Source organism: Geodermatophilus sp. SYSU D00691, from assembly GCF_054050275.1.
The window spans coordinates 1-26,599 of record NZ_JBJGYZ010000010.1; the positions used below are offsets into that span (position 1 = coordinate 1).

24 protein-coding genes and 1 tRNA gene are annotated in these 26,599 nt (G+C 73.6%); 19 read left to right on the forward strand and 6 right to left on the reverse strand.

Annotated features, from left to right (window positions below; all coding sequences use genetic code 11):
- The first annotated feature begins 272 nt into the window (after positions 1-272).
- From ACI797_RS09375 to ACI797_RS09390, 4 genes are all read left to right on the forward strand, one after another.
- Entirely contained in the window at positions 273-1,991 is a 1,719-nt protein-coding gene (locus ACI797_RS09375; protein ID WP_456858343.1) for an alpha/beta hydrolase, read from the forward strand.
- Positions 1,988-2,653 carry a CPBP family intramembrane glutamic endopeptidase gene (locus ACI797_RS09380; RefSeq protein ID WP_456858344.1) on the forward strand — a complete coding sequence of 222 codons (666 nt, stop codon included), beginning with the start codon at positions 1,988-1,990 and terminating at the stop codon, positions 2,651-2,653. The genes ACI797_RS09375 and ACI797_RS09380 overlap by 4 nt, the downstream gene beginning before the upstream one ends.
- An 88-nt stretch (positions 2,654-2,741) precedes the next feature.
- Positions 2,742-2,945, forward strand: coding sequence for a three-helix bundle dimerization domain-containing protein (locus tag ACI797_RS09385; protein WP_456858345.1), 204 nt, complete (start codon positions 2,742-2,744; stop codon positions 2,943-2,945).
- Complete coding sequence (locus tag ACI797_RS09390; protein WP_456858346.1) at positions 2,942-4,642, forward strand: SulP family inorganic anion transporter; 1,701 nt, start codon at positions 2,942-2,944, stop codon at positions 4,640-4,642. Before ACI797_RS09385 ends, ACI797_RS09390 begins: the two co-directional genes overlap by 4 nt.
- Here ACI797_RS09390 and ACI797_RS09395 read toward each other — a convergent pair.
- Both ACI797_RS09395 and ACI797_RS09400 read right to left on the reverse strand, forming a co-directional pair.
- Positions 4,600-5,943 (reverse strand): diacylglycerol/lipid kinase family protein, encoded by a 1,344-nt coding sequence (locus ACI797_RS09395; RefSeq protein WP_456858347.1) that lies wholly within the window; start codon positions 5,941-5,943, stop codon positions 4,600-4,602. The genes ACI797_RS09390 and ACI797_RS09395 overlap by 43 nt on opposite strands.
- A 63-nt stretch (positions 5,944-6,006) precedes the next feature.
- Positions 6,007-7,035: an AraC family transcriptional regulator gene (locus ACI797_RS09400; RefSeq protein ID WP_456858348.1), complete on the reverse strand. Its 1,029-nt coding sequence runs from the start codon at positions 7,033-7,035 to the stop codon at positions 6,007-6,009.
- A gap of 136 nt (positions 7,036-7,171) precedes the next feature.
- On the opposite strand from ACI797_RS09400, the gene ACI797_RS09405 reads away from it, so the two are divergent.
- Positions 7,172-7,381, forward strand: coding sequence for a LuxR C-terminal-related transcriptional regulator (locus ACI797_RS09405; RefSeq protein WP_456858349.1), 210 nt, complete (start codon positions 7,172-7,174; stop codon positions 7,379-7,381).
- 321 nt (positions 7,382-7,702) lie between these two features.
- The gene (locus ACI797_RS09410) at positions 7,703-8,824 is read left to right on the forward strand and encodes an NDMA-dependent alcohol dehydrogenase (RefSeq protein ID WP_456858350.1); all 1,122 of its coding nucleotides are present in this window, start codon (positions 7,703-7,705) and stop codon (positions 8,822-8,824) included.
- 12 nt (positions 8,825-8,836) lie between these two features.
- Here the strand turns inward: ACI797_RS09410 and ACI797_RS09415 are convergent, their stop codons facing one another.
- The 4 genes from ACI797_RS09415 to ACI797_RS09430 form a co-directional block, all read right to left on the reverse strand.
- Complete coding sequence (locus ACI797_RS09415; RefSeq protein ID WP_456858351.1) at positions 8,837-8,995, reverse strand: hypothetical protein; 159 nt, start codon at positions 8,993-8,995, stop codon at positions 8,837-8,839.
- Positions 8,996-9,355: 360 nt separating this feature from the next.
- Positions 9,356-11,173, reverse strand: coding sequence for a hypothetical protein (locus ACI797_RS09420; RefSeq protein WP_456858352.1), 1,818 nt, complete (start codon positions 11,171-11,173; stop codon positions 9,356-9,358).
- A 75-nt stretch (positions 11,174-11,248) separates the two neighbouring features.
- A complete protein-coding gene (locus tag ACI797_RS09425; protein ID WP_456858353.1) occupies positions 11,249-11,974 on the reverse strand; it encodes a hypothetical protein in 726 nt (241 codons plus the stop codon).
- An 861-nt stretch (positions 11,975-12,835) separates the two neighbouring features.
- Positions 12,836-12,908 (reverse strand) — tRNA-Lys (locus tag ACI797_RS09430).
- 169 nt (positions 12,909-13,077) lie between these two features.
- Between ACI797_RS09430 and ACI797_RS09435 the strand changes: the two genes are divergently transcribed.
- The 13 genes from ACI797_RS09435 to ACI797_RS09495 all read left to right on the forward strand — a co-directional run bounded on the left by ACI797_RS09435 (position 13,078) and on the right by ACI797_RS09495 (position 26,596).
- Positions 13,078-14,295: an Ig-like domain-containing protein gene (locus ACI797_RS09435; protein ID WP_456858354.1), complete on the forward strand. Its 1,218-nt coding sequence runs from the start codon at positions 13,078-13,080 to the stop codon at positions 14,293-14,295.
- 138 nt (positions 14,296-14,433) lie between these two features.
- Positions 14,434-15,114, forward strand: a complete 681-nt coding sequence (locus ACI797_RS09440; protein ID WP_456858355.1) for a hypothetical protein — start codon at positions 14,434-14,436, stop codon at positions 15,112-15,114.
- Positions 15,111-16,148 (forward strand): isopenicillin N synthase family dioxygenase, encoded by a 1,038-nt coding sequence (locus ACI797_RS09445; RefSeq protein ID WP_456858356.1) that lies wholly within the window; start codon positions 15,111-15,113, stop codon positions 16,146-16,148. The genes ACI797_RS09440 and ACI797_RS09445 overlap by 4 nt, the downstream gene beginning before the upstream one ends.
- 353 nt (positions 16,149-16,501) lie before the next feature.
- Positions 16,502-18,535, forward strand: a complete 2,034-nt coding sequence (locus ACI797_RS09450; protein ID WP_456858357.1) for a dipeptide ABC transporter ATP-binding protein — start codon at positions 16,502-16,504, stop codon at positions 18,533-18,535.
- 1 nt (position 18,536) lies between these two features.
- Positions 18,537-19,403, forward strand: coding sequence for an ABC transporter permease (locus tag ACI797_RS09455; protein ID WP_456858358.1), 867 nt, complete (start codon positions 18,537-18,539; stop codon positions 19,401-19,403).
- Between the two features lie 13 nt (positions 19,404-19,416).
- On the forward strand, positions 19,417-20,412 hold the full coding sequence (locus tag ACI797_RS09460; protein WP_456858359.1) for an ABC transporter permease: 996 nt from the start codon (positions 19,417-19,419) through the stop codon (positions 20,410-20,412).
- Between the two features lie 8 nt (positions 20,413-20,420).
- Positions 20,421-21,563, forward strand: a complete 1,143-nt coding sequence (speB, locus tag ACI797_RS09465) for an agmatinase (RefSeq protein ID WP_456858360.1) — start codon at positions 20,421-20,423, stop codon at positions 21,561-21,563.
- 25 nt (positions 21,564-21,588) lie between these two features.
- Entirely contained in the window at positions 21,589-22,230 is a 642-nt protein-coding gene (locus ACI797_RS09470) for a cysteine hydrolase family protein (protein ID WP_456858361.1), read from the forward strand.
- Entirely contained in the window at positions 22,227-23,795 is a 1,569-nt protein-coding gene (locus ACI797_RS09475; RefSeq protein ID WP_456858362.1) for an ABC transporter substrate-binding protein, read from the forward strand. Before ACI797_RS09470 ends, ACI797_RS09475 begins: the two co-directional genes overlap by 4 nt.
- Before the next feature lie 64 nt (positions 23,796-23,859).
- A complete protein-coding gene (locus ACI797_RS09480; protein ID WP_456858363.1) occupies positions 23,860-24,672 on the forward strand; it encodes an N-acyl homoserine lactonase family protein in 813 nt (270 codons plus the stop codon).
- A gap of 61 nt (positions 24,673-24,733) precedes the next feature.
- Positions 24,734-25,183, forward strand: coding sequence for a hypothetical protein (locus ACI797_RS09485; RefSeq protein WP_456858364.1), 450 nt, complete (start codon positions 24,734-24,736; stop codon positions 25,181-25,183).
- Between the two features lie 55 nt (positions 25,184-25,238).
- Complete coding sequence (locus tag ACI797_RS09490) at positions 25,239-26,318, forward strand: WD40/YVTN/BNR-like repeat-containing protein (protein WP_456858365.1); 1,080 nt, start codon at positions 25,239-25,241, stop codon at positions 26,316-26,318.
- Positions 26,315-26,596, forward strand: a complete 282-nt coding sequence (locus ACI797_RS09495) for a ubiquitin-like small modifier protein 1 (RefSeq protein ID WP_456539787.1) — start codon at positions 26,315-26,317, stop codon at positions 26,594-26,596. Before ACI797_RS09490 ends, ACI797_RS09495 begins: the two co-directional genes overlap by 4 nt.
- The last annotated feature ends 3 nt before the right edge of the window (positions 26,597-26,599 follow it).

The window sequence follows — 26,599 nt, forward strand, 5'->3', positions numbered from 1 at the left end:
ACCTTGTACTGAACACCGGTGGCCACTGCGGTCACCAGGCCCTGGTGGTGGGGGGTGGGGGTGTACAGCGCGGGGGCGATGGGGCTCGGGGCGGTCGCGGCCGCGACCACCAGACCGACGTCCGGCGCGGCGCCCGGCTCCGGCAGGCGGGCCCTCGTTCTCGCCATGGCCGGATGGTGCCGCCGGGCAGCCGGGCGCGGCTCATCCTCCCGGTGCGAGTTCCGCGGCGCCCGGCGTCCCTAGCCTCGGGGTCCCCGACCGCGGAGGACGCCATGACGGCGGAGCCTGCCACCGCGCCCCCGGCCCCCACCGAGGAGACCGCCCCGGCCGCACCGGCCGCGCGTCCACCTGGCCGCCCGAGGTGGCTGCGCCACCTCCCGCGCTACACCTGGAGCGGCACGCTGGGCGCGCTGCTGCTCGCGTGCAGCTCGCTGACCCCGTCGCTGCTGCCGCGCGGCTGGCTGCTCCAGGGCCTGATCGCCGGGATCACCGCCGCGATCGGCTACGGGGTGGGGACGACGGTGGCCTGGTTCGTCGCCGAGGTCACCGACCGCCGGATGTCGGCCGCCTTCCGCCGGCGGGCCTGGCAGGTGCTCGTCGTCCTGGGGACCGTCCTGGTCGTGGTCATGCTCTGGCTGGGCTCGGGCTGGCAGCGGGACCTCCACGAGCTCATGGGCGCCGACCCGCCGGCGGGGTGGTCCGTCGCCGGGCTGGTCGTCGTCGCCCTGCTGCTCTTCGCCGCCGCGGTGGGCACCGGGCGCGCGATCCGGCGGCTGGCCCGCTGGCTGGTCCGGCTGCTCGGCCGGTTCCTGCCCCGCCGGGTCGCCCGGCCGCTGGGCGTCGCCGTCGTCACCGTCCTGGTGCTGCTGCTGCTCAACGGCGTGCTCTTCCGGGGGCTGGTGGAGGCGCTCAACTCGGCGTTCAGCGTCAAGGACGACGGCACGGAGGCCGGCGCGGTGGAGCCGACGGCGCCGGAGCGCTCGGGCAGCCCCGACTCGCTGGTGCCGTGGGAGGAGCTCGGGCTGCAGGGGCGCAACTTCGTCGGGACGGGGCCGACGCCGGAGGAGCTGCAGGCGTTCTCCGGCCGGCCGGCGCTGCAACCGGTCCGCGCCTACGCCGGGCTGGCGTCGGCGGAGGACGTGGAGGACCGGGCCGCCCTCGCCGTGCGCGACCTCGAGCGGGCCGGCGGGTTCGACCGGGCGGTGCTGGTCGTCATCAGCACGACCGGCACCGGGTGGGTGGACCCCGCCGCGAGCGACGCGCTGGAGTACGAGTTCAACGGCGACACCGCCATGGTGGCCGTGCAGTACTCCTACCTGCCGAGCTGGATCTCCTTCCTCGTCGACCAGACCAAGGCGCGCGACGCCGGACGGGCGCTGTTCGACGCGGTGTACGGGGTCTGGGCCGACCTGCCCCCGGACGACCGGCCCGCGCTCTACGTGTTCGGCGAGAGCCTCGGCACGTTCGCCGGGGAGGCCGCGTTCAGCGGGCTCGCCGACATCCGCAACCGCACGGACGGCGTGCTGTGGGCCGGCCCGCCGAACTTCAACCCGCTGTGGCGCGACCTCGTCGCCGACCGGGAGGAGGACACGCCCGAGTGGCTGCCGGTGCTGGAGGACGGCCGCACCGTGCGGTGGGCCGACGAGGCACCCGACCTCGCCCGTCCGACCGGGGTGTGGGAGGAGCCGCGGGTCGTCTACCTGCAGAACGCCTCCGACCCGATCGTGTGGTGGTCCCCGCAGCTGATCCTGACCCGCCCGGACTGGCTGGAGGAGGACCCCGCGCCTGACGTCTCGTCGGACATGTTCTGGATCCCCTTCGTGACGTTCTGGCAGGTCACGGCCGACATGGCGTTCGCCGTCGACGCGCCGGACGGGCACGGGCACCGCTACTCGGCCGACTACGCCGACGGCTGGGCCGAGCTCGCGCAGCCGCCCGGCTGGACCGACGCCGACACCGAGCGGCTCCGGCCGCTGCTCGCCCAGGAGTGAGTGGCCCCGCCGTCCGCCGCCGCGACCTGGTGGCCACGGGGGTGGTCCTGCTCGTCCTCGTGGCGGTCAACCTGGGTGCCTCCCTCCTGGGCCCGCCCTGGTGGGCCCGCGCGCTCGCCGGCCTCGGCCTGCTCGCCGTCGCCCGTCTCGACGGGCTGACGTGGGCGCAGCTGGGCCTGGGACGCGACCGCCTCGCGTCGGGCAGCCGGTGGGCGCTGGGCGCCGTCGGCGCGGTCGCGCTCGTCTACGCGGTGGGGGTCGCGCTCCCGCTGAGCCGGCCGGCCTTCGACGACCCGCGCTACGACCTGCCGGTGCTCGACGCCCTGGGCACCGCGCTCGTGGTCATCCCGCTCGGCACGGTGGTGTTCGAGGAGCTCGCCTTCCGCTCGGTGCTCTGGGGCGTGCTCTCCCGCCACTGCCCCCCGTGGCAGGTCCTGGTGATCACGTCCGTCCTCTTCGGGTTGTGGCACGCGGTGCCCGCCGCACGTGCGGGCGGGGCCCTCCTCGCCGTCGGCACCGTCGCCCTCACCACGGTCGGCGGGCTGGTGTTCGGTGAGCTGCGCCGGCGCAGCGGCAGCGTGCTGGCGAGCATCGGCGCCCACTGGGCCACCAACTCGCTCGGCGTCCTGTTCGGCTTCGTGGCCCGGTACCTGGACACCTGACCTCATCCGGCCCGGGTGATGCCGGGTCCTCGCGCGGCCCGCGACCCTTCCGGCAACCGCTGGTGGCTCCGGACGAGGAGGGCTCGCCATGACGCTGGTCGAGGCTGCGCCGGCTGCGACGTTCGTCGACGCCCTCGTCCTGCGGCTGGCGGCGGAGTACGGCGCGGACCGCGACGAGGTGCGCGCACGGGCGGAGGCCGCGCTGGCCGCGTTCGCCGGCGCCCGGGTGCAGGCGTTCGTCCCGATCCTGGTGGAGAAGCAGCTGCGGGAGGCCTACCGGAGGACCGGGTGACCCGTCTCCCGCCGGGTCTCGCGGGCCTCCGCGGCTACCGCGCGGCCTGGCTGCGCAAGGACCTCGTCGCGGGCGTGGTGCTGACGGCCCTGCTGGTGCCGCAGGGCATGGCCTACGCCGAACTGGCGGGGCTGCCCCCGATCACCGGGCTCTACACGACGATCACCTGCCTGCTGGCCTACGCCGTGGTGGGGCCGTCGCGGATCCTGGTGCTCGGCCCGGACTCGTCGCTCGGCCCGATGATCGCCGCGACTATCCTGCCGCTGGTCGCGGCCGGCGGGGACCCGGAGCGGGCGGTCGCCCTGGCGTCGATGCTCGCGCTGCTGACCGCCGGCGTCATGATCGCCGCCGGGTTCGCCGGGCTGGGCTTCGTCGCCGACCTGCTGTCGAAGCCGACCATGATCGGCTACCTCAACGGGCTGGCCCTGACGATCGTCGTCGGGCAGCTGCCCAAGCTGTTCGGGTTCTCCGTGGACGGCGACGGCCTGATCGGTGAGATCGTGGGCTTCGTCCAGGGGGTGGCGCAGGGGGAGGTCGTGCCGGCCGCGGCCGCCGTGGGGCTCGGCGGGATCGTGGTCGTCCTCGGGCTGCAGCGGTTCTGGCCCAAGGTGCCGGCGGTGCTCGTGATGGTCGTGCTGGCCATCGCCTTCAGCAGCCTCCTCGACCTCGGCGACCGCGGTGTCTCCCTCGTCGGCGTGCTGCCCGAGGGCTTCCCGCCCCTGACCATCCCGTCGATCGAGTGGTCGGACCTCGCCGCCCTGGTCGCCGGCGCGCTGGCCATCGCCCTGGTGTCGCTGGCGGACACCATCTCCACGGCCTCGGCGTTCGCCGAGCGCACCGGGCAGGAGGTGCGGGGTGGCCAGGAGATGATCGGCATCGGGACGGCGAACCTGGCCGCTGGCCTCTTCCAGGGTTTCCCGGTGAGCACCAGCGCCTCCCGCACCGCGGTGGCCGAGCGCGCGGGGGCCAAGACCCAGCTCACCGGCATCGTCGGGGCCGCGCTGGTCATCGTGATGATCGTCCTCCTGCCCGGGCTGTTCCAGGACCTGCCGCAGGCCGCGCTGGCGGCCGTCGTCATCACCGCGGCGCTCTCGCTGGCCGACCTGCCGGCGACGGCGCGGCTGTGGCGCCAGCGCCGGGTCGAGTTCAGCCTGTCGCTGGTGGCCTTCGCCGGGGTCGCGCTGCTCGGCGTCCTGCCGGGCATCGGCATCGCGGTGGGACTGTCGATCCTCAACGTCTTCCGCCGCGCCTGGCGGCCCTACCAGGCGACGCTCGGGCTGGTCGACGGGCTGCCCGGCTACCACGACGTCCGGTCCTACCCGGAGGCCGCGCAGCTGCCCGGGCTGGTGCTGCACCGGTTCGACGCGCCGCTGTTCTTCGCCAACGCCAAGACCTTCCGCGACGACGTCCTGGCCCTCGCCCGCAGCGAACCGGCGCCGCGGTGGATCGTGATCGCCGCCGAGCCGATCACCGACGTCGACACCACCGCCGCCGACGTCCTGCTCGAGCTCGACCACCGCCTCGACGAGCGCGGCGTGACGCTGGCGTTCGCGGAGATGAAGGACCCCGTCCGCCGGAAGATCGAGCGCTACGGGCTGACCGAGGCGATCGAGCCGCGCCACTTCTTCCCGACCGTCGAGGCGGCGGTGGCGGCCTACCGCGCCCGCACCGGGGCCACCTGGGAGACCCCGGCCTGAGCGGGGTCGGGGCGGCCGAGCGCCAGGGACCACAGCCGCGCCCAGACCAGCTGACCGCGCGGCGGGCGGATGCCCGGCCGCTCGCGGGGGAGCCGCACGCGCAGCGCGCCGGGGCTGACCGCGCAGCGGACCGGCGCGGCCAGCCGGACGGTCTCCCCGTCGATCCCGACCGGCACCTCGGGCACGTCGGCGCTGACGACGACCTCGGTGGCCTCGGCCCAGAGCAGGCCGCGCCGGTGGGCGCCCTGCAGCAGGCCCACGGCCTGCCGGGCGGTATCGACCCGCACCGCGACGACCCCCAGGACGCCGCGGTCGAGCCGGGCGCGGCGGCTCATCCCGGCGAGGTCCGAGGCCTCGTACGGGTTGTTGCTGACCAGCAGCGCCTGGGGTCCGGTGACGGTCTGGCCGTCGAACTCGGCCACCAGGTGCGCACCCTGCCGGCGGCTGAGCAGGTCGGGGAGGGCGTCGAGCGCGGTCCGCGTCTTGTCCTCGCGGTAGCCGGGGTGCTCCACGATCTCGGCGTACGCGCCGAACGAGGCGTTGTTCACGAACGGCCGGCCGTTGACCGTGCCGAGGTCGATGCGCGCCTCCACCCCGTCGCGGAGGGCGTCGAGGCACCGGGCGGGGTCGGCGCGGTCGAGGCCGAGGTCCTGGGCGAAGTGGTTGCGCGTGCCGGCGCTGATCACGAGCAGCGGCACGTCGTGCTCGGCGGCCACCTGGGCGACGAGGGCCTGGGTGCCGTCGCCGCCGGCCACCCCCAGCAGGTCCGCGCCGCGGGCGAGCGCGTCCCGGGCGAGCTGCTGCACGTCGGTGCCCGGCCGGTCGAGCAGCACCACCTCGGCGCCGAGCTCCTCGGCCCGCTCGCGCAGGGAGAAGCGGGCGACCTTGCCGCCGCCGGAGCGCGGGTTCATGATCACGAACGGCTGCCGGGCCGGCGGGACCTCGGTGGTCGGCAGCGCCCAGGCCGAGCGGTCCGGCCGCAGGGCGTACCGCCCGGCCGCCGCGGCGGACGCCAGCAACACGGCCGCCAGCAGCGCGATCCACAGCAGCCCGTTCGCGACGAAGGCCACGAGCAGTGCGAGGGGCGCGCAGATCGCCAGGCCGAGCGCGAACCAGCGCACCGCGCCGCGGTGCAGCAGGAACCAGAACACGCCGGCGATCGCGAGCGCGGACGCCACGCTGGTGAGCACCAGCAGCCACAACCCGCCGTCCACGGCGAAGCCCAGCAGGAGGGCCAGGGCCGCGACCAGCAGGACCAGCGCGCTCCGGGCCGTCCAGCGGCGGGCACGTACCGACTCCACGCGGCGCCACCTCCTCGGGGAGGATCCCCGTGCCAGGCTGCCCGGGCCGCGACGCCCGGGAGATCACCCGCTCCGGACGGTTCGGGCCGCGGTCCGCGCCCGAGCGGCGCGGCGCCAGTCGCTCGGGCTGACGCCGAACTGCCGGTGGAACCACCGGGTGAACGCGCTCGGCGCGCCGAACCCGAGCAGCTGCGACACCTCCGTCAGGGAGTACCGCTCGGCGGCCACGTAGCGCTCGGCCAGCCGCCTCCGGGTCTCGTGCACGATCGACGAGAAGCTGGTGCCCTCCTCCGCCAGGTGGTGCTGCAGCGCCCGCGGGCCGAGGCCGAGGGCCCGGCCGACGCGGCTCGCGTCGCAGCGCCCCTGCGGCAGCAGGACCTCCACCGCCTCGGCGGCCCGGGCGGCCGTCGTCGTCGTCGGCGGGGCGGCGACCGCGCGGAGGAACTGCCGGGTGTACGGGCGGAGCGACGGGTCCGCGGTGAGCAGCGGCGCCCCCAGTTCCGTTGCCGGCACCACCAGGCCGCTGCAGGGCGCCGAGAACGTGACCGGCGCCCCGAAGAACCGCCGCCACGGGGCCGGGTCGGCCGGTTCCGGACGGGTGAGGGACGCCGCCGAGGGGGTCCAGGAGGTGCCGCGCAGCGCCCGGACGATGCCGAGCAGCGCGCCCAGCACGAGGTCGAGCAGCTGCGCATGGGCCGTCGGCTCACCGAGCTCGAGCCACACGTCGAGGGTGCCCGTGCCGCCGTCCTGGCGGAGCCGCAGGTGCACCGCCTGCTCGTAGACGCGCTCGTAGGACAGCAGCAGGGACAGCGCGCCGCGCAGATCCGGCTCGTCGCGCAGCGCGACCGCGATCGGGCCGAGCGTGCCCAGCCGGCGCAGGCCCGCCAGGCGCAGCCCGAAGTCCTCGCAGCCGGAGCGCTCGGCGGAGGTCTCCAGCAGCCGCGCGACGGGCACGGCCGGGAGCCAGTCGCCGGCCTCGAGGTCGGCCGGCGCGAGGCCGGCGCCGGCGATCAGCTCGGCCGGGTCCAGGCCCACCGACGCGGCCAGCCCGGCGTACCCCGTGAGCGCGGCGCGCTGGATCCGTGGGCGCATCGCCGGACCCTCCTGCCGGTGCGCGAAGAGGTAAGACCCGGTGCGGGAACGGTAAAGCCCGGCGCAGCTCCCGTCACTAGCGTTCGGGACGCGGCGTCCCGCGGTCGACGGGCGCCGTGCCCAGCAGGAGGCGGCCATGCTCCCCGACGCAGCGGTGACCCTGGGCAGCCGCGACCTCGAGGTCCTGAGACACCTGGCCGACGGCCGGTCCACGGCGGCGATCGCCGCGGCGCTGTCGGTCTCGACGAACACCGCGCGCAGCCGGATCCGGCGCGTCGAGGGCAAGCTGCACGCCCGCGGCCGGGCCGCGGCCGTCGCGGCGGCCCGGGAGCACGGGCTGGTCTGACGTCGGGCTCCGGGGGGCCGCACGGGACGGCGGTCCGCGCCACGATGCCCCACACTGGTCCCACCTCGTCAGGCGGGCGACAGAGGGCCTCCGTGCCCGGGGTGCGCCCGCCTGGCGAGGCCGCGTGACCGGCCGGTCACCCTGCGACACCGGCGTGCTCGTCGGCGGAACCGGTGCGCGCCGCGGGCCCCGCGGCGCAGGGGATCGCCGCTACGATCCGGCACTCCAGCGTCCACGAACCCTCCGCCGTCCTTCCCCCGTCTGGCGGCTCGACCACTCGGCGCGGGCCGCGCAGCCTCCGAGCCCCGGGAGGTCCACGCCGTGAAGACCCGCAGCGCAGTGCTCCACACGCAGCCCGGCCGGTACGAGGTCACCGAGGTCGACCTCGACGGACCCCGCGAGGGGGAGCTGCTCGTCCGGATGGCCGCCGTCGGGCTGTGCCACACCGACGACCACGACGTCCCACCGGGGTCGGCCCCGCCGCTCCGGCTGCCCCTCGCCGGCGGCCACGAGGGCGCCGGCGTCGTCGTCGGGGTGGGTCCCGCCACGCCCGGCTGGGCGGAGGGGGACCACGTGGTGCTCAGCTTCGTCGCGGTCTGCGGCCGGTGCCGGATGTGCTCGACCGGCCGGCAGAACCTGTGCGACCTCGGCGCCAAGCTCTTCACCGGCGCCCGCATCGACGACCCCACCAGCTTCCGCATGTCGTACCAGGGCCGGCCGGTGGCCCAGGCCTACGGCCTCGCGGCGCTGAGCGAGCACACCGTCGTCGACGCCCGGTCGGCGGTGAAGATCGACCCCAGCCTGCCGCTGGACAAGGCCGCGCTCGTCGCCTGCGGCGTCCCCACCGGCTGGGGGTCGGTCACCAACATGTCCGACGCCCGGGCGGGGGACGTCGTCGTCGTCATGGGCGTCGGCGGGGTGGGCATGAACAGCGTGCAGGCCGCCCGGGCCATCGGCGCCCGCGCGGTGATCGCCGTCGACCCGGTCGAGTTCAAGCGGGAGGCCGCCAAGCAGTTCGGCGCGACCCACGCCACCGGCACGATGGCCGAGGCCACCGACCTGGCCCGCTCCCTCACGAACGGGCAGGGCGCCGACGCCGCCGTCGTGGCCGTCGGCGTCGTCACCGGCGAGCACATCGCCGAGGCGGTGACCTGCATCCGCAAGGCCGGCACGGTCGTCCTCACCGGCACCGGCAGCATGCGCCAGGCGGGCATCCCGGTGAACCACACCATGTTCACGGTGTTCCAGAAGCGGTTGCAGGGCGCGCTGTTCGGCGGCTGCAACCCGCGGTGGGACGTCCCGAACCTGCTCGCCCAGTACGTGGCCGGCACGCTCAAGCTGGACGAGCTGGTGACGCGGACCTACTCGCTGGACCAGGTCGCCGAGGGCTTCGACGACATGAAGGCCGGGCGGAACATCCGCGGCGTCGTCCTCCTCGACTGAGGAGGTCTCCGCTCAGAGGCCCCGCATCGTCCACGCGAGGACGACCAGCACGACGAGCGGGCCGAGCACCGCGGCGAACACCCATCCCGTGGGCGCCGGGACCAGCTCGTCCTCCGGGGGGTCCTCGGGGATGTCGGTCCTGGTCCCCGACCGGCTGCTGAGCTCCCGCATGACGCCTCCCCGACCCGGCTGCTCGTCCCTGAGCAGGTGCGAGCGTCGTGCCCCGGCGCAACCCCGCGCCTCGTCTGCAGGGGGTGAGTTGGGGCCGGGGACGACGAAGCGGCCCCATCCCGGAGAGAGCAGCCGCTGGTCGGAAGGGGTGCGCCATCAGGGACTCGAACCCCGAACCCGCTGATCGCGAGTGATGCTCCAGCCTGTTTTCGCTGGTGAAGCAGTTGAACCCTGCCGGGCGACGTCTCTTCCGGCTATTCCATCCTCCACAGCTCGCGCCCACGTTGCGCCCACATGCAGCTGCCGCCCTGGGTGACTGCCTTGGCCACCACGGCCCGTCGCTCTATCGAGGATTCGGTCTCAGTTCACGGTCGTCTGCCAGAACTCCGACCCTCCCGGCGCCGTGTCCACGACGTGGCTGGTGCCACCGTCCGGCCTCATGGTCACCGTGATCCGAGGACGCCAGGTGTCCCCGCACACCTGACCGAAGGTGAGCTCAGCCTTGTTGACGAAGGTCTGCAGGTGCAGTTCGAGAGCCGCTGTCACCTCTTCGAGCAGGAACTCCTGCTGTTGACGGGGGATCGCCCTCGGCAGCTTGATGAAATTCTCGATGTTTTCGATGAACGCCTCCCGCGCTTCAGGGGTCAGGCGCTTCCACTGTCGCGTCAGGACCATTCGGGCCCCTGGGACGAGCGCCTGCAGTACCAGGTCTGAGATGTTGAGGCAGGCATCGAAGTAACCGACCGCCGTCAATTCCAGGGCACCGCCGGGCAGCGTGCGCGCCGAGACCTCCGCCAGCTCCGGGCGCTCCTCGAGCGTGATACCGACGAAGGCGTCTAACAGCCGTGAGAGCGCGGTGTCCTGCAGCCATGTCGCTTCTGTCGTGACGGAGTCGATTTCCTGGTGCAGTTGAGCCACCGTGCCGTCGTGACACCAGGGGACGGCCACGGAGAACAGGAATTGCGGTTCTCCCCACGCCGACGCGACCGCGTTGTACCGGGAGAACTCCGAGTCGCAGTCGGCCTCGTTCGGGTCCTGCGGACCCTCACAACCAGGGTCGGCGGGGAAGTCGACATGGCCGTCGCCGTCGTTGTCCCGGCCGTCCGAGCAGCCAGGCAGATCGGTTTCATCGGCGTCCTGAGGACCGCTACAGCCGAGATCGAGCCCGTCGATGCTTCCGTCGCCGTCGTTGTCCAAGCCGTCCGAGCAAGCTGGAAGGTTCTCCTCGCTGTTGTCGGTCCCACTCGTGCAGCCAGGGTCGTCTCCGTCCAGGAGACCGTCCGCGTCGTTGTCCAGCAGGTCCGAGCAGGCCGGCTTGTCAACCTCGGACAAGCCGAACGGCTCACTGGCACAACCCGGATCGTCGCTGTCGACCTTGCCATCGCCGTCGTTGTCCAGACCGTCGGCGCACGCCGGCGGCTCGACCAAGCCCTCGCTGCCCGTCTCGGCGGAGGCGCAGTCGGGATCGTCGGGGAAGTCGATCAAACCGTCACCGTCGTTGTCGAATCCGTCCGAACACTCCGGCGTCGGTCCGCCGGGCATGAACTGGTCCAGCGACCAGGTGCCGGTGGCTGGGCCCGTAACACCCCAGTTCGCGGCGCCCACCGTCACCGTCATGACGTCTGTTCCTTCGACGTGGAGGAGTCCTCCAGGCCCTGGGACCACCTCGACCCGGCCCGTGAGGTACTCGTCAGCCGACTCGTGGGAAAACCCGTCGAACCCGGCGTCGGGGAGCACTTGGACCGTCTCCTCCAAGCAGGTGGTGAAGGTCTCCGTCCAGGCTCCGTTGATCTGCGGCATCCCCACGAAATAGCTGCCGTCGGGGTTGAGGTTCACGTTGACCGGAGCCTGGGTCGTGGTGCCCCCCCAATGGATCGTGTGGGTAGTCGGGCAGTCGCTCGCCACCGTCCGAGACGCTGTGGCGTCGATCGTGACTTGAGCCGTCGCTCCGTTCGAGACGAAGGTCACCGTTCCCATCGATGAGACATCACCTTGGCGGAGCGACCAGGTGATGGTGAGTGTGCCTGCGGCACCGTCTCCCTCAGGAACGGCGGCGGTGGCAGAAAATGCCGGCATTCCCAGGAAGCCCAGCAATGCGGCCAAGGCAATTACCAGAACTTTCTGCAGCCTCGCCATGGCCACCCCTCCAATCAAAGTGTCCTGCTCGATGGCAGGCACCAGTCAGATATCCGCTCCGCAGATTGGGGGTCGACGGTCCAGCGACTGGCGGCAGTCTGCACCGTCCGACAGTTGTCAGCAGTCGTAGGTGAAGGCCTCTGGCCGAGCGGGATCGGCGCCCTCCAGCGCCCAAGACCAGACGTAGGCCAGGGCGTCTGCGTCGCATTGAGAGATGGTGGGGACCCTGCCGAACTCGCTGTTGATCCAGCCGTAGCCCATGAGGTCGGTGGATTCGAGGAGGTTGGTGGCGTGGCCGAGTCCGAGCGCGTGGCCGATCTCGTGCAGCGCGATGCCCTCGGTCGCCCATACCGGAGTCACCGGGTCGTCGTCCTCGCCGGAATGTCCGGGAGGAGCGACATAGCTGACGATGACGTTGTTGCACCCAGAAGCGCCGCACTCGGCGAGACCACTAAAGGCTAGTCCTCCCGCGTGCGGCACGAGGCGGACCACGATGTCTGTCCGCGCGACGGCGCCCGGCGTGATTGGTACGTAGGTTAGGCTCACCGCTCCGCCCAGGCACTCATCGAGCGTCGCTTGCCAGGTCCGAATAGCCCGCTCGACAGCCGCGTACTGGTCAAGAGCTACGTTCGGGCTGGCTGCGATGGCGATTGTGAGATCGGTCTTACTCCACCAATAAGCCTGAGACTGTCGGTTCCCGGGCAGCTGATTGCTGATGACGTGAAGCGCCTCGGCGTCGGAAGCGGGGCGGCTACAGGTAGCCGCCTCCTGTGCTTGCGCCGAGGTCAACGGCAAGCTAGCGGAGAATGCAGCGACGGCGAGCACGGACAGAAGGCGCTTCACGGGTTCTCCGGCGGGAATCGGTAATCGTGTGCGGGCTGCGGCGTGACCGGCTCTACAGCGAGGCCGGCTCGGCGGAACCATTAAGCCGCTCGCGAAGTGAACTGGCATCGACCACTGAGCGCAATAGTCTTGGCGCCCCAGTGGGCAACGAGGTGAATCGAGAACCAAAGGTCTTACCACTCTTGGTGAAGGACATCTGTGGTGATCTCTGCAAGTTCCCGCACCGCGATCTACGGGATGTAATCGCTCGCCGCCTAAAAGCGACTTCGAGAAGGCAGAGCCACCGTCGCCGAGAGCCCGCTGTCACCCCGATGAGTGACAGGGCGTAGCCACCCTCGCGCTTGCAGGATCGGTGGTCTCGACACTGGAGCCGCCCTGCCGTCCGCTCGCATCCGCTCGCCCGAAGGCGTGACGAGTCGTAACGCGGCTGTGTCTCGGCGATCGCCGTCGGCGACGCTGGCGCCGTGCCCGAAGTGACGGGACGACTGGACAGCCCTACGAGCACCTCGAGCGGGCCAATGCGGAACTGCGGGCGCAGTTGCGCTATCTGCTGCTGGAACAAGGCGGAGTGCCGGACTGGTCGTTATTGAAGGTGACCGGCCCCAGACGTCCCACGACGACCTGGGGTAGCGGTAGTTCGAGTACCGCGGAGAGGTGGAGGCCCACTAGCCGCACAGCGGCCCGTTTTCCCGGCGCGCCCTCCGCTTCAGGACCCTGGCGGCCGCGACCCGTCCAGCGGAGCCCCTGGTGCGCCCACGCTCGACCACTCCGGCCCCGGGTGCGCCCACACGTGCGCCGACAGGAGCCCAAGCACGACGAAGCGGCCCCACCCCGGAGGGAGGAGCCGCTGGTCGGAAGGGGTGCGCCATCAGGGACTCGAACCCCGAACCCGCTGATTAAGAGTCAGCTGCTCTGCCAATTGAGCTAATGGCGCGTGTCGACCGGTGTGCCGGGCGACCGGGGGAGAACGATACCAGCGCGGATCGGGTCGGGTCCGGGCGGGTGCCGCTCAAGATCCCCCCTCCGTCGTCCGGGCGTGGACACTGGACGCGGACCAGCGGAAAAGGCATCCAGCGACGGGTGCGGCGGAAGGGACGGGGCGGGTGCGACGCACAGCTGCACTGGTGGCCGGGGCGCTGCTGCTCCTCGTGGGCTGCACCGACACCGCGGAGGAGCCCGACGCGTCGGGCGAGCCGTCGCCGTCGTCGTCCGCCGAGGCCCGGCCGGCCCAGCTCGCCGTCGCCCCGGCCGACGGGTCGGCCGACGTCTCGCCGGTCGTCCCGCTCGAGATCACGGTCACCGACGGCGAGATCGGCGAGGTGACCCTCGTCGACGCCGCCGGTACGCCGGTCACCGGGAAGCTCGCCGAGGACGCCGCCGGTGAGGAGGAGCCCGCCGAGGGTCAGGCGGTCACCGAGGTCTGGACCCCCGACACCGACCTCGCCTACGGCACCACCTACACGCTCACCGCCACCGCGACCGGTGGCGACGACGAGCAGGTCTCCGCCGCCACGACCTTCACCACCGCCACCCCCGAGACGCTGTCGACCCCGTCGATCGGCCCGCTCGACGGCACGACGGTGGGCGTCGGCCTGCCGATCCGCGTCTACTTCGACGAGCCGGTCGAGGACAAGGCCGCCGTCGAGAGCCACCTCCTCGTCCAGAGCTCCACCCCGACCGACGGCGTCTGGAGCTGGCTGTCCGACTCCGAGGTGCACTTCCGGCCGTCCACCTACTGGCCGGCGCAGACCGACGTCACGCTGCACGCCGACCTCTACGGCGTCAGCTTCGGCGGCGGGATCTGGGGCGAGAAGGACCGCGTGGTGTCCTTCCGCATCGGCGACCGGCACGTGTCGGTCGCCGACGCCGGGACCCACCAGATGCAGGTGTACGACGGCGACCAGCTGGTGCAGACGTTCCCGATCAGCGCCGGCGGCCCCGACTTCCCCAGCCGCAACGGCCCGCACGTGGTGACCGAGCTCAACCGCGACCGGGTCATGGACTCCAGCACCTACGGCGTGCCGGTCGACAGCCCCAACGGCTACCGGACCCCGGTCGAGTACGCGGTGCGGCTGTCGAACAACGGCGAGTTCGTGCACGCCGCCCCGTGGTCGGTGGCGCAGCAGGGCCGCGAGAACGTCTCGCACGGCTGCATCAACATGTCCACCGAGAACGCGGCCTGGTTCTTCAACTTCAGCCAGCCCGGCGACGTCGTGGAGATCAAGAACTCCATCGGCCCGACCCTGTCGGCGGCCGACGGCGACATCTACGACTGGGCCATCCCGTGGGACCAGTGGCAGGCCGGCAGCGCGCTCAAGTGACGAGCGCTGAAGCAGCCGGGTAACACCGACGTCACGGCGCGGCCGTCCGCCCGACACAGCGGTCGGCTGGGATGAGCGGGACCCGCCGAGCGGCGTGGTCGCCGGGCATCCCCGCCCGGCCGACGCCCGGGGGTGGCCGTGCCCGTCGTCCCGCCCGATCCCGCGCTGCGCGGTCGCTGGCAGCGCACCCTGCTGATCCGACCCGACGGCACCTGCGACACGTCGGCCGCGGTCACCTGGCTGCAGGCCGGCAGCTACTACGTCGACCTGCGGCTGCCGGTGGACCCCACCGCGACCGAGGGGTTCGCCGGGCGTCTCCGGGCCGACGGCAGGTGGACCTGCTGGGAACGGGTCGTCGACCTCCGGCCCGGCCCCACCCCCGACGAGGGCCTGCTCGAGCCCGACGGCCCCGACGCGCTGGTCGAGACCGGTCGGCACGAGGCCTACGTCGAGCGCTGGGCCCGCCGCACCGGCCCCGACCTGCCCTGCTGCGCGGTCGAGCTGCGCGACACGGCGACCGGGGCACCGGCCGTCCTGGTACGCGTCGGCGACGACGTCGCCTGGGCCACCGACGCCGAGGTCGCCCTCGGCACGGTGGGTGCGGACGGCGCCGTCGTCCGCACCGCCTCCAGCCGGCCGGCCCGCGCGGTTGCATCGCTCGACCTGGTCGCCGACGGCGCGGGGCTGCGGGAGATCACCACCGACCCCGCCGGCACGCCGCTGCTGCGCCGCTGGTCCGTCGTCGCCACCGAGGGCTCCGCCGCCGCGCTGCCCGTCCGCCGTCCCCGCCCCGTCGTCCCGGAGGTCCGCACCGCATGAGCAGCCTGACCGACTTCACCGAGGTCCCGGTCGTCGACGTCTCGGGCCTGCTCGGCGACGACCCCGCCGAGCACCACCGGGTGGCCGACGAGCTCGGCCGCGCCGCCCGCGACGTGGGGTTCTTCTACGTCACCGGCACGGGCCTGGACCCGGCGCTGGCCGAGGACCTGCTCCGCGTGACGACCGCGTTCTTCGCCCTCCCGCCGGAGGAGAAGATGCGCACCTACATCGGGCGCTCCACCAACCACCGCGGCTACGTGCCCGAGGGCGAGGAGGTCTTCGCCGGCGGTACGCGCGACCTCAAGGAGGCGTTCGACCTCTCCGCCGACCTGCCGGCCGACGACCCCGACTTCCTGGCCGGGCGGATGCTCGGCCCCAACCAGTGGCCGGACCTGCCCGGCTTCCGCGAGGCGGTCGGCGCCTGGTACGACGCGGTGCTGGCCCTCGGCCGCGCCCTGCTGCGCGGCTTCGCCCTGGCCCTCGGCGAGCCGGCCGACGCCTTCGACCGGTTCGTCGCCAAGCCGCCGTCGCAGCTGCGGCTGATCCACTACCCGCACGACCCCGCGGCCGTGGACGCCGTCGGCATCGGCGCGCACACCGACTACGAGTGCTTCACGCTGCTGCTGCCGACCGCGCCGGGGCTGGAGGTGCTCAACGGCGCGGGGGAGTGGATCGACGTCCCGCCGCGCCCGGGCACGCTGGTGGTCAACGTGGGCGACATCCTCGAGACCTGGACCAACGGCCGGTTCGTCGCCACCACCCACCGGGTGCGCAAGGTCGTCGAGGAGCGCTACTCCTTCCCGCTGTTCTTCAACGTCGACCACGACACCCTCGTCGCACCGCTGCCGCAGTTCGTCGCCGACGGCGAGCCCGCGCGCACGCCCTTGGTCGCCGGTGACCACCTCTTCGCCCAGACCGCGCAGAGCTTCCGCTACCTGCGCCGCCGCCTGGAGAGCGGCGAGCTGGTGCTGCCCGAGGGCTCGCTGGCCCTGTCGTCGTTCGGCCAGGAGGCGCTGCAGGGGCGCGTCGCCTGATCGCGCGACCGGTGGACCCGGCACCGCTCCCGACGGCCGCTGCCGCGGTGGGACCTCCCGCCTCGGCAGCGGCCGTCGCGCGTCCGGTGACGGAGACCACGCAGGTGGGGTCCCGCGTCACACGAAAGGAACATGAGCGGAAACGGCGGGTCACGAACCGCCAGTTCACTGGTGCCCGACCCACTCCGGTGGGGCGCACCTAGGGTTCCGCCGCCTGCGGGCGGGCTGGTCCGAGAGGTGCAGCGGGGCTCGTGCCGTCCAGGTGCGCGCGTCCGTGCCACGGCGGGACAAAAGCCCGGGAGACAGTCGTCGTCGGCTGCCTCGCGGCCGGCACGTCCCACGGAGGTGACGGGATGCCGCGCTCGGCCCCAGCCGCAGCACACGACCTCGCCGGCGTCGTCCAGCACGACGCCGCGCCGGCCACCGACCTCGTCGTCGACGTCCAGGACCTGCACGTGGGCCTCACCCGCGGCGGCCGGCAGGTCGAGGCGGTCCGCGGCGTCGACCTGCAGATCGGCCGCGGCGAGATCGTCGGCCTGGTCGGCGAGTCCGGCTCCGGCAAGAGCGTGCTCAGCCTCGCCCTGCTCGGCCTGCTGCCCGAGGCCTCGCAGCCGCGCACCAGCGGCCTGGCCCTGGTCGAGGGCACCGACATGCTCACCGCCGGCCCGGAGGTGCGCCGCACGGTGCGGCGGGTGTCGATGGGCGCGGTCTTCCAGGACCCGATGACCTCGCTCAACCCCACGATGAAGGTGGGCCGGCAGGTCGCCGAGGCGGCGGGCTCGGTGAAGGAGGCGCTGCGGCTGCTGCAGGCCGTGGGCATCCCCGAGCCCGAGCGCCGGCTCGACAGCTACCCGCACGAGCTCTCCGGCGGGCTGCGCCAGCGCGTCATGATCGCGATGGCGGTGGCCGGCGACCCCGCGCTGGTCATCGCCGACGAGCCGACGACGGCGCTCGACGTCACCGTCCAGGCGCAGGTGCTCGCGCTGCTGGGCCGGCTGCGCGACGAGGTCGGCTGCAGCGTCCTCCTCATCACCCACGACCTCGGCGTCGCCGCGCAGGTCAGCGACCGGGTGGCGGTCATGTACGCCGGCCGGGTCGCCGAGCTGGGGCCGACCGGCACCGTGCTGCGCGAGCCGGCCCACCCCTACACCGTCGGCCTGATGCGCTCGCGGCTGTCGCTGTCGACCGACCGCACCCGGCCGATCCGGGCGCTGGAGGGCGGCGCGCCCGACCCGGCCGACCTGCCGCCCGGCTGCGCGTACGCGCCCCGCTGCCCGCTGGCCACCGAGGCCTGCACCACGCTGCTGCCCGACCCGCTGCCGGTCGCCGGCGGCCACCTTCGGGCGTGCATCGCCGAGCCGTGGGCGGTCACCGGCCTGGCCGTCGCGCCGCCGCCCCCGCCGCTGCCCCTCCCACCGGTGGCGGTCGCCGAGGAGGCGGCCGCCGAGGGCTGGGCGGCCCGCGCCGGCGGGGTGCACAAGGTGTTCCGGGTCCGCGCCGGTCGCGGCCGGAAGGCGGAGCTCGGCGCGCTGCGCGGCGTCTCGCTCGACGTCCGCGAGGGCGAGTGCGTCGCGCTGGTGGGGGAGAGCGGCTCGGGCAAGTCCACCCTGCTGCGGGTCCTCGCCGGCCTGGAGAAGCAGTCGAAGGGGGACGTCGTCCTGGGCCGCGGCGGCCGGCCGCAGATGGTGTTCCAGGACTCCGGCGCCTCCCTCACCCCGTGGCTGACCGTGGGCCAGCTGCTCGACGAGCGGCTGCGCACCGAGAAGCTGCCCAAGGCCCAGCGGCGGGAGCGGGCGCTGGCCGCGCTGCGCCGCACCGGCCTGCCCGAGGCGGTCTACGACGCCCGCGGCAGCGAGCTCTCCGGCGGCCAGCGGCAGCGCGTGGCGCTGGCCCGCGCCACCGTCGTCCCGCCCGAGGTGCTGCTCTGCGACGAGCCGACCAGCGCCCTCGACGTCTCGCTGGCCGCCACCGTGCTCAACCTGATCCAGGAGCTGCGCCGCGACCTCGGCATGGCCGTCGTCTTCGTGACCCACGACCTGTCGGTCGCCCGGGTGGTCTCCGACCGGATCGCGGTGATGTACCTCGGCCGGATCGTCGAGGTCGGCGACTCCGACGAGGTCATCCGCTCGCCCAAGCACCCGTACACCAAGGCGCTGCTGGCCGCCGTCCCCGACTTCGGCGTCGAGCCGCCCGCGCTCAAGGGCGAGCCCGCCTCGCCGCTGTCCCCGCCGGCCGGCTGCGAGTACCACCCGCGGTGCCCGTTCGCGATCGACACCTGCGCCGACCCGCAGCTGTTCGTCCCGCTCGAGCGGCTGCGGACCGGCACCGACCTGCTCATGGACGCCGACTCCCGGCGCGTGGCCTGCATCCGCCAGAAGGAGATCTGAGATGGCCGTCGCCGAGGCAGTCGTCCCCACCGCGCCCACCCGCACCGGCCGCAGCCGCCCCACCGCCCGCAGCCGCGGGCGGTGGGACCTCGCCGCCGCCGGGCTGCTCGGGCTGATCACGCTCATCGCGGTGGCCGCCCCGCTGCTCGCGCCGTACGGCCCGCTCGACCCGGCCGGGATGCCGTCCACCCCGCCCGGCCAGGACGGGTTCCTGCTCGGCACCGACAGCGTCGGCCGCGACGTGCTCTCCCGCGTGCTCTACGGGCTGCGCTCCAGCTGGCTGGCCGCGCTCGCGGTGGTGGCGCTCGGGGTGCTCGTCGGCGGCCTGGTCGGGCTGATCGCCGGCACCCGCGGCGGCTGGGTCGACAACCTGCTCATGCGGGTCACCGACGGCTTCCTGGCGCTGCCGGCCCCCGTGGTCGCCATCGCCGTCGTCGCCGCGCTCGGCAGCGGGCTGTTCAACACGCTGCTCGCCGTCTCGATCGTCTGGTGGCCGTTCTACGCCCGCATCCTGCGCGGCGAGATCCGCTCGCTGGCCGCCCGGCCGCACGTGGAGGCGGCCCGGCTGGCCGGCGCCGGGTCGGTGCGGATCGCGCTGCGCCACCTCCTGCCCGGCGCCGTCCCGGCCGCCGTCGTCACGGCCAGCCTCGACATCGGCACCCTCGTGCTCACCCTCGCCGGGCTGTCGTTCCTCGGCCTGGGCCAGTCGGCGCCGGCCCCGGAGCTCGGCGCCGACACCGCCCGCAACCTCAGCTACCTGCTGCAGGACTGGTGGATCCCGGTGATGCCCGGCATCGCCGTCCTCCTCCTGTCGCTGGCGGCCAACGTCGCCGGCGACGGCATCCGCAACCTCATGTCCGGCCGCTGAAAGGGGAGGACCCGTGCTGCTCCTCATCGCCAAGCGGCTCGCCGCCGCCGTCGTCATCGTCCTGGTCCTCACCGCGGTGCTGTTCGGCCTGCAGCAGGCCTCCGGGGCCGACGGCGTCCGGGCCAGCCTCGGCGCCAACGCCTCCCAGGAGGCGGTCGAGGCCGAGCGGGCCGAGCTCGGCCTGGACGACCCGATCGCCACGCAGTACTTCCGCTACGTCGGCGGCCTGGTGACCGGCGACCTCGGCGAGTCCTACCGGACCCGCCGCGAGGTCAGCGACGACATCGGCACCTACCTGCCGGCCACGGTGGAGCTGGCGGCCTTCGGCCTGCTCCTCGCGATCGTGCTCGGCGTCCTGTTCGCCGTGGCGACGACGCTGCGCTGGCCGGGGGCCCGGGTGTTCCGGCTGGTGCTCATGACGGGGGCGGCCGCGCCGGTGTTCCTGCTCGGGATCGGCGGGATCATCCTCTTCTACAAGACTCTCGGGTGGCTGCCGGCCACCGGCCGCACCAGCATCGCCGACGCACCGGACGGGCCCACCGGCCTGCTGCTGGTCGACTCGCTGATCGGCTTCCGGTTCGACGTCCTCGGCGACGCGCTGCAGCACCTGGTGCTGCCCGGCCTGGCGGTGGCCGTCGGGCCGGCCGTCGCGATCGGCCGGGTGCTCGCCTCCTCGCTGAGCACGACGCTGCGCACCGACCACACGCGCACCGCCCGCAGCAAGGGCCTGTCCGAAGGGCAGGTGCTGCGCCGGCACGTGCTGCGCAACTCGCTCGGCCCCGCGCTGTCGATGACCGGCCTGCAGGTCGGCCTGATGTTCGCCGGCGTGCTCGTCGTCGAGCTGATCTTCGCGTGGCCGGGTCTGGGCCAGTACACGGCCCAGAGCATCCCGGTCAACGACTTCCCCGCCATCGCCGGCGTGATGCTCCTGCTCGGCGTGGCCTACGTCCTGATCAACACCGTGGTGGACCTGCTGCAGGCCGCCGCCGACCCCCGGATCGAGGCCTAGACCCTCCCGTGTCGCACGACCACGACCACGCCCACAGCCACGTCCTCGAGGGCGCCGAGGACTTCCCGCACTGGCAGCTGCCCCCGCGCACGCCGGGCCCGGTGCAGGTCAACCGGCCCCGCGGCGAGCGCGGCTTCGCCGGCATCCAGACGTTCATGAAGCTGCCGGTCTGCCTGACCCCGGAGGACCTGACCGCCGGCGAGATCGACGTCGCCGTCCTCGGGGTGCCGTGGGACGGCACCGTCACCGGCCGCGCCGGCACCCACCTGGGCCCGATGGCGATCCGCTCCACCGACTACATCGGCGGCTACGGGTCGAGCCTGCCGCACCTCGACGTGCGGGTGGACCCGCTGGAGCACCTGCGCGCCTGCGACTACGGCGACGCCGAGGTGCTGGTCGGCAACACGCTGGGCACCTTCGACCTGGTCCGCGAGTTCGTCGGCGGCGTCGTCGACGCCGGGGTCGTGCCGATCGTCCTGGGCGGCGACCACGCCATCACCTGGCCGTGCGCCACCGCCGTGGCCGACCACTTCGGCCACGGGAAGGTCGGCATCATCCACTTCGACGCGCACGCCGACACCGCACCGGACTCGCCCGGCTCGCTGGCCAGCCACGGCACGCCGATGCGCAAGCTGATCGAGAGCGGCGCGGTCCCCGGCAGGAACTTCGTGCAGGTGGGCCTGCGGGGCTACTGGCCGGACGAGCCCATCCTCGACTGGATGGAGGAGCACCAGCTCCGCACCCACTTCATGGCCGAGATCCGGCGCGACGGCTTCGAGGCGGTGCTCGAGCGCGCCATCGACGAGGCGCTCGACCAGGCCGACCACCTCTACATCTCCCTGGACGTCGACGTGTGCGACCCGGCGTTCGCGCCCGGCACGGGCACGCCCGAGCCCGGCGGCCTGACCAGCTGGGAGATCCTGCGCACCGTCCGCCGGCTGGCCGCCGAGGTCGGCATCGTCGGCATGGACGTCGTCGAGGTCAGCCCGCCCTACGACGGCACCGCCGGCATCACCGCGCTGCTCGCCCACCGCGCCGTCCGCGAGGCCATGACCGGCATGGCCATGCGCCGCATCGGCCTCACCCAGCCCGACTACGTCGACCCACGGTCGGCCGGCACCGGCGCCGCCCGCACCTTCCGGGACGCCTGACCCCTTCACGACCGAGGAGAGAACCGTGCAGCAACCCATGATCGTCGGCCGGCCCGTGCTGGTCGTCGTCGACATCCAGCAGGGCGGCGCCATGCCCGCCGACGTGGTCGGCATCGCGCACATGCCGGGCACGGAGGGCCGCGTCGCGCGCGCCGAGCGGCTGGTCGCCGCCGCCCGCGCCGCCGGCGTCCCGATCGTGTTCTTCCAGGAGGTGCACCGCCCCAGCGGCATCGACTTCGGCCGCGAGCTGGACGGCGCCGAGGGCCGGCACTGCGTCGACGGCGCTCCCGGCACCGACCTGTGGCCGACCCTGCTGCCCGACCCGGCCGCCGACGACCGCGAGTTCCACATCGTCAAGCGGCGCTACTCGGGCTTCATCGGCACCGAGTTCGAGATCGTGCTGCGGGCGCTGCAGGCCCGGACGCTGATCCTCATCGGCGGGCTCACCGACGTCTGCGTGCACTACACCTTCGCCGACGCCCACCAGCGCGACTTCCACGTCCGCGTCGTCGAGGACTGCGTGGGTGGGTCGTCCTTCCCCGCCCACGAGGCCTCGCTGAACGCCATGGAGTACCTGCAGTCCGGCGCCCGGCGCAGCACCGACGAGATCGTCGAGGCGTTCACCGCGCTGGGGACGACGGCCGAGCTGGCCGGGGTGGGCGCGTGAACCGCCGGCTCCTGGGGGCGGTGGCCTGCGTCGTCCTCGCCGCGTCGCTCGCCGCGTGCGGCGGGGACGGCCAGCCCGAGGTCACCAGCTCGGCGCCCGACGACGGCGTCCTGCGCCTGTCGTTCCTCCAGGACCCGGGCCAGCCGCCGGACCCCGACATCTACTACTCCGGCCAGGGGCTGCTGCTGACCCAGAACGCCTACGAGGGTCTCCTGCAGTACCGGGCGGGCACCACCGAGCCGGAGATCGAGGCCGCGCTGGCCACCGACTGGCAGGTCAACGAGGACAACACCGTCTACACGCTGACGCTGCGCGAGGGGGTCACCTTCCACGACGGGACGCCGTTCGACTCCTCGGCGGTCAAGCCGTCGTTCGACCGGCGGCTCGCGGTCAACCAGGGGCCGGCGTACATGGTCGCCGACGTCGCCTCGGTGGAGACGCCGAGCCCGACCCAGGTGGTCATCACGCTCTCGGCCCCGAACTCGGCGTTCCTCGACTACCTCGCCTCGCCGTACGGGCCGAAGATGATGAGCCCCACGATCCTGTCGGAGCAGGCCGGCGACGACTTCGCCCAGACCTACCTGCAGACGCACGACGCCGGCACCGGGCCGTACACGCTCACCCGCGCCGACATCGGCGAGCACTACGAGCTGCAGGCCTACGAGGACTGGTGGGGCGGCGACGTGCACTTCGACACCATCGACCTGCCGGTCATCACCGACCTGTCGACGCAGCAGCTGATGCTCAACAACGGCGAGCTGCACGCGATCCTGCACGGCCTGAACGCCCCGGCGGTCGAGGACTACCTGGGCAACGACGCCGTCGCCACCTACGACCTGCCGTCATTCATCACCGAGCAGGTCTACGTCAACCCGAACACGGGGCTGCTCGCCGACGCGGCGGCGCGGCAGGCGTTCCAGCAGGCGCTGGACCTGGAGTCGCTGCGCGAGCAGGTCTTCGCCGGCCGCAGCCGCGAGGCCACCGGCAACTACCCCGAGGGGATGCTCCCGGAGGGCACCGACACCCAGGCGGTCGAGGACGACACCGCCCCGCTGCAGGAGATCGGGCAGTCGGCGTCGGCCGAGGACAAGACCATCGTCATCGGTTACGACACCAGCGCCCCCGACGACCAGCAGCTGGCCAACCTGATCAGCGCGAACCTGCAGCAGCTCGGGTTCACGCCGCAGGTCCAGGGCTACACGACCTCGCAGGTGTTCGGCTGGATCGGCAACCAGGACGGCGCGCCGAACGTGTACGTCGCCAGCTACTGGCCCGACGCCGCCGACCCCTACACCTCGGCGCACATCCTGTACGCCGCGGACGGGGGCCTGAACTACCTGGGCTGCTCGGACCCGCAGATCGAGGAGCTGCTGCCGCAGGCGCTGGCCACCGGCGACGACGCGGTCTACGCCCAGATCGGCGAGCTCGCGTCAGCCACCGGGTGCTGGACCAACGTCGCCTACCGGCAGGACTTCATGGTCGCCCAGACCTGGCTCCAGGGCATGGAGGAGTCCAAGGACATCGCCGCGCCCACCAGCCTGCGGCTGGCCGGGCTGTCCGCCTAGAACACCCGGGGAGGGCCGGCGGCAGCCGGCCGCCGGCCCTCCCGCCCGCTCGAGAGAGGAACGCATGGCCCGCACCGGAGTGCGCGAGATCGTCCTGCTCACCCTCGGCTGGGAGGACCTGCCGAAGTCGGTGTCGGTGGAGGGCGCCCCGCCCGAGGCGCGGATGCGCGAGCCCGTGCCGGGCGTCCTGCTGCGGGTCGACGGCGGCTGGCTGCTGCTCGACACCGGCTTCAACACCGCCTACCTGCGCGACCCGGCGCTGCGCCGGCGGTTCGACCCGCACCTGTCGGCGGTGATCCCCGCCGAGGGCGAGCCGCTGGAGCAGGCGCTGGCCGACGCCGGCATCGACGTCGGCGACGTGCACGCCGTCGGGCTGTCGCACCTGCACCTCGACCACGCCGGCGGGCTGCGGCACTTCACCGGCCGGCCGGTGCACTGCCAGCGCCGCGAGCTCGAGTTCGGGCTCACCCCCGAGGCCGAGCAGCACGCGATCTTCCGCATCGACTTCGACGACCCGCGGCACGACTGGCGGCTGGCCGACGGCGACGCCGAGATCGCCCCGGGCGTCACCGCGGTGCTGACCGCCGGGCACACCCCGGGGCACCAGAGCTTCGTCGTCGACCTCGACGACAGCGTCGGCGGCGGCGGGTTCGTCCTCGCCTTCGATGCCGCCGACCTGACCGAGAACATCGACGACGAGGTGTCGGTCGGCGGCCGCGTGGCCGCCACGCCGGAGGAGTGCGTCGAGCAGATCCGCCGGCTCAAGTCGCTCGCCGCGGCACGCGGCTACCCCCTCGTCCCCGGCCACGACCCCGTCGTGTGGCCGGAGCTCACCCGGCAGCTCGCCGACCGCTTCGGCCGCGCGCGGGCCCGCTGAGTTTCCGATCTTCCGGCGCCGGGAACCTCCCTCCCAACAGCTCTCTAGGAAGGGGACGGTCGTGGACACCTGGCTGATCGTGCTGATCGTCGTGGTGGTGGTGGTCGTGCTGCTGCTGGTCGCGCTCATGGCGCAGAAGCGCAGCCGCGTGGCCAAGGCGCGCAACCGCGAGCAGGCGCGCGAGCACCTGCAGGAGGCGCAGGTCAGGTCGGCCCGCGCCGAGCAGCAGCACGCGCTGGCCGAGGAGCAGGCGGCGCGGGCCCGCCGGGAGCAGGCCGAGGCGGCGGAGCGCGCGGCCCGCGCCGAGCAGGAGGCCGCCGAGATCCGGGCGCAGGCCGACCAGGACCGCTCGGCCGCCGACTCGCTGCGGGCCAAGGCCGAGAAGCTGGCGCCCGACCTGTCGCACAACGGCACCCACAGCGGCACCCACACCGGCCCGGTCGACGGCACGCACGGGCGGCACGCCGTCCCCACCGAGCAGCCCGGCGACGGCGGGGCCACCCGCCGCTGAGTTTCCGCCCTCCGGACGGTCCAACGCGTGAGACCGTCGACTCCGGGAGGGCGTCATGACCCATCTGCTCGCCATCGGCACGCGCAAGGGCCTGTGGCTCGCGCGCAGTGACGACGACCGTCGCACCTGGACGGTGGACGGCCCGCACCTGCTGGCCCAGGAGGTCGCCGCGGTGTCGATCGACACCCGCGGCGACCGGCCGCGGGTGCTGGCCGGCATCCAGTACGGCCACTGGGGCCCGACCGTCATGTGGTCCGACGACCTCGGCGCCACGTGGGAGGAGACCGAGCAGGGGGCGATCCGCTTCCCGGAGGACACCGGCGCGGCGCTCGCGCGGGTGTGGCAGCTCCGCCCGGACTCCGCGGACCGGCCCGGGGTGGTCTGGGCCGGCTGCGAGCCGCACTCCCTGTGGCGCAGCGCCGACGGCGGCCGCAGCTTCGACCTGGTGCGCGGGCTGTGGGACCACCCGCACCGGCCCACGTGGGAGCCCGGGGGCGGGGGAGCGGCGATCCACACGATCCTGCCCGACCCGGCGTCGGACCGGGTCGTGGTCGCGATGAGCGCCGGCGGGGTCTACGTCAGCGAGGACGGCGGCGGGGCCTGGACGCCGCGCAACCGCGGCATCTCGGCCGGGTTCCTGCCCGAGGAGCCCGAGTACGGGCAGTGCGTGCACAAGGTGGCGATCGACGCCGGCGACCCGCAGCGGATGTACGCGCAGAACCACGGCGGGGTGTTCCGCACCGACGACGGCGGCCAGAAGTGGACGTCGATCGCCGGCGGCCTGCCGGCCGACTTCGGCTTCCCGATCGTCAGCTCGCCGCGCACCCCGGGGACGGCGTGGGTGATCCCGCTGGTCGCCGACATGCAGCGGGTGCCGCCGGACGGCCGGCTGCGGGTGCACCGCACGCGCGACGCAGGGGAGACGTGGACGGCGAGCACCAGCGGCCTGCCCGACGGGTCGTGGACGTCGGTGCTGCGCGACGCCTTCTGCGCCGACACCGGCGACCCCACCGGCGTTTACCTGGGCACCCGCGACGGCTGCGTGTACGCCAGCGCCGACGAGGGCGAGACCTTCACGACGGTGGTCGAGCACCTGCCCGACGTCCTCACCGTGCGCGCGGCCGGGCTGCCGTGACCGTGGAGGTGGTGCTGCCCGGCTCGCTGGCCGACCTGGCCGGCGGGCGCAAGCACCTCGAGCTCGCCGTCGACGGCGGCACGCTGGCCGACCTGCTCGACGCGCTCGCCGCCGACCACCCGATGCTGGCCCGGCGGATCCGCGACGAGACCGGCGCGCTGCGGCGGTTCGTCAACGTCTACGTCGACGGCGACGACGTGCGCTACGCCGGCGGCCTGGCCGCGACGCTGCCGGCGGGGACGCAGGTGCACGTGCTGCCGTCGATCGCCGGCGGCTGAGGG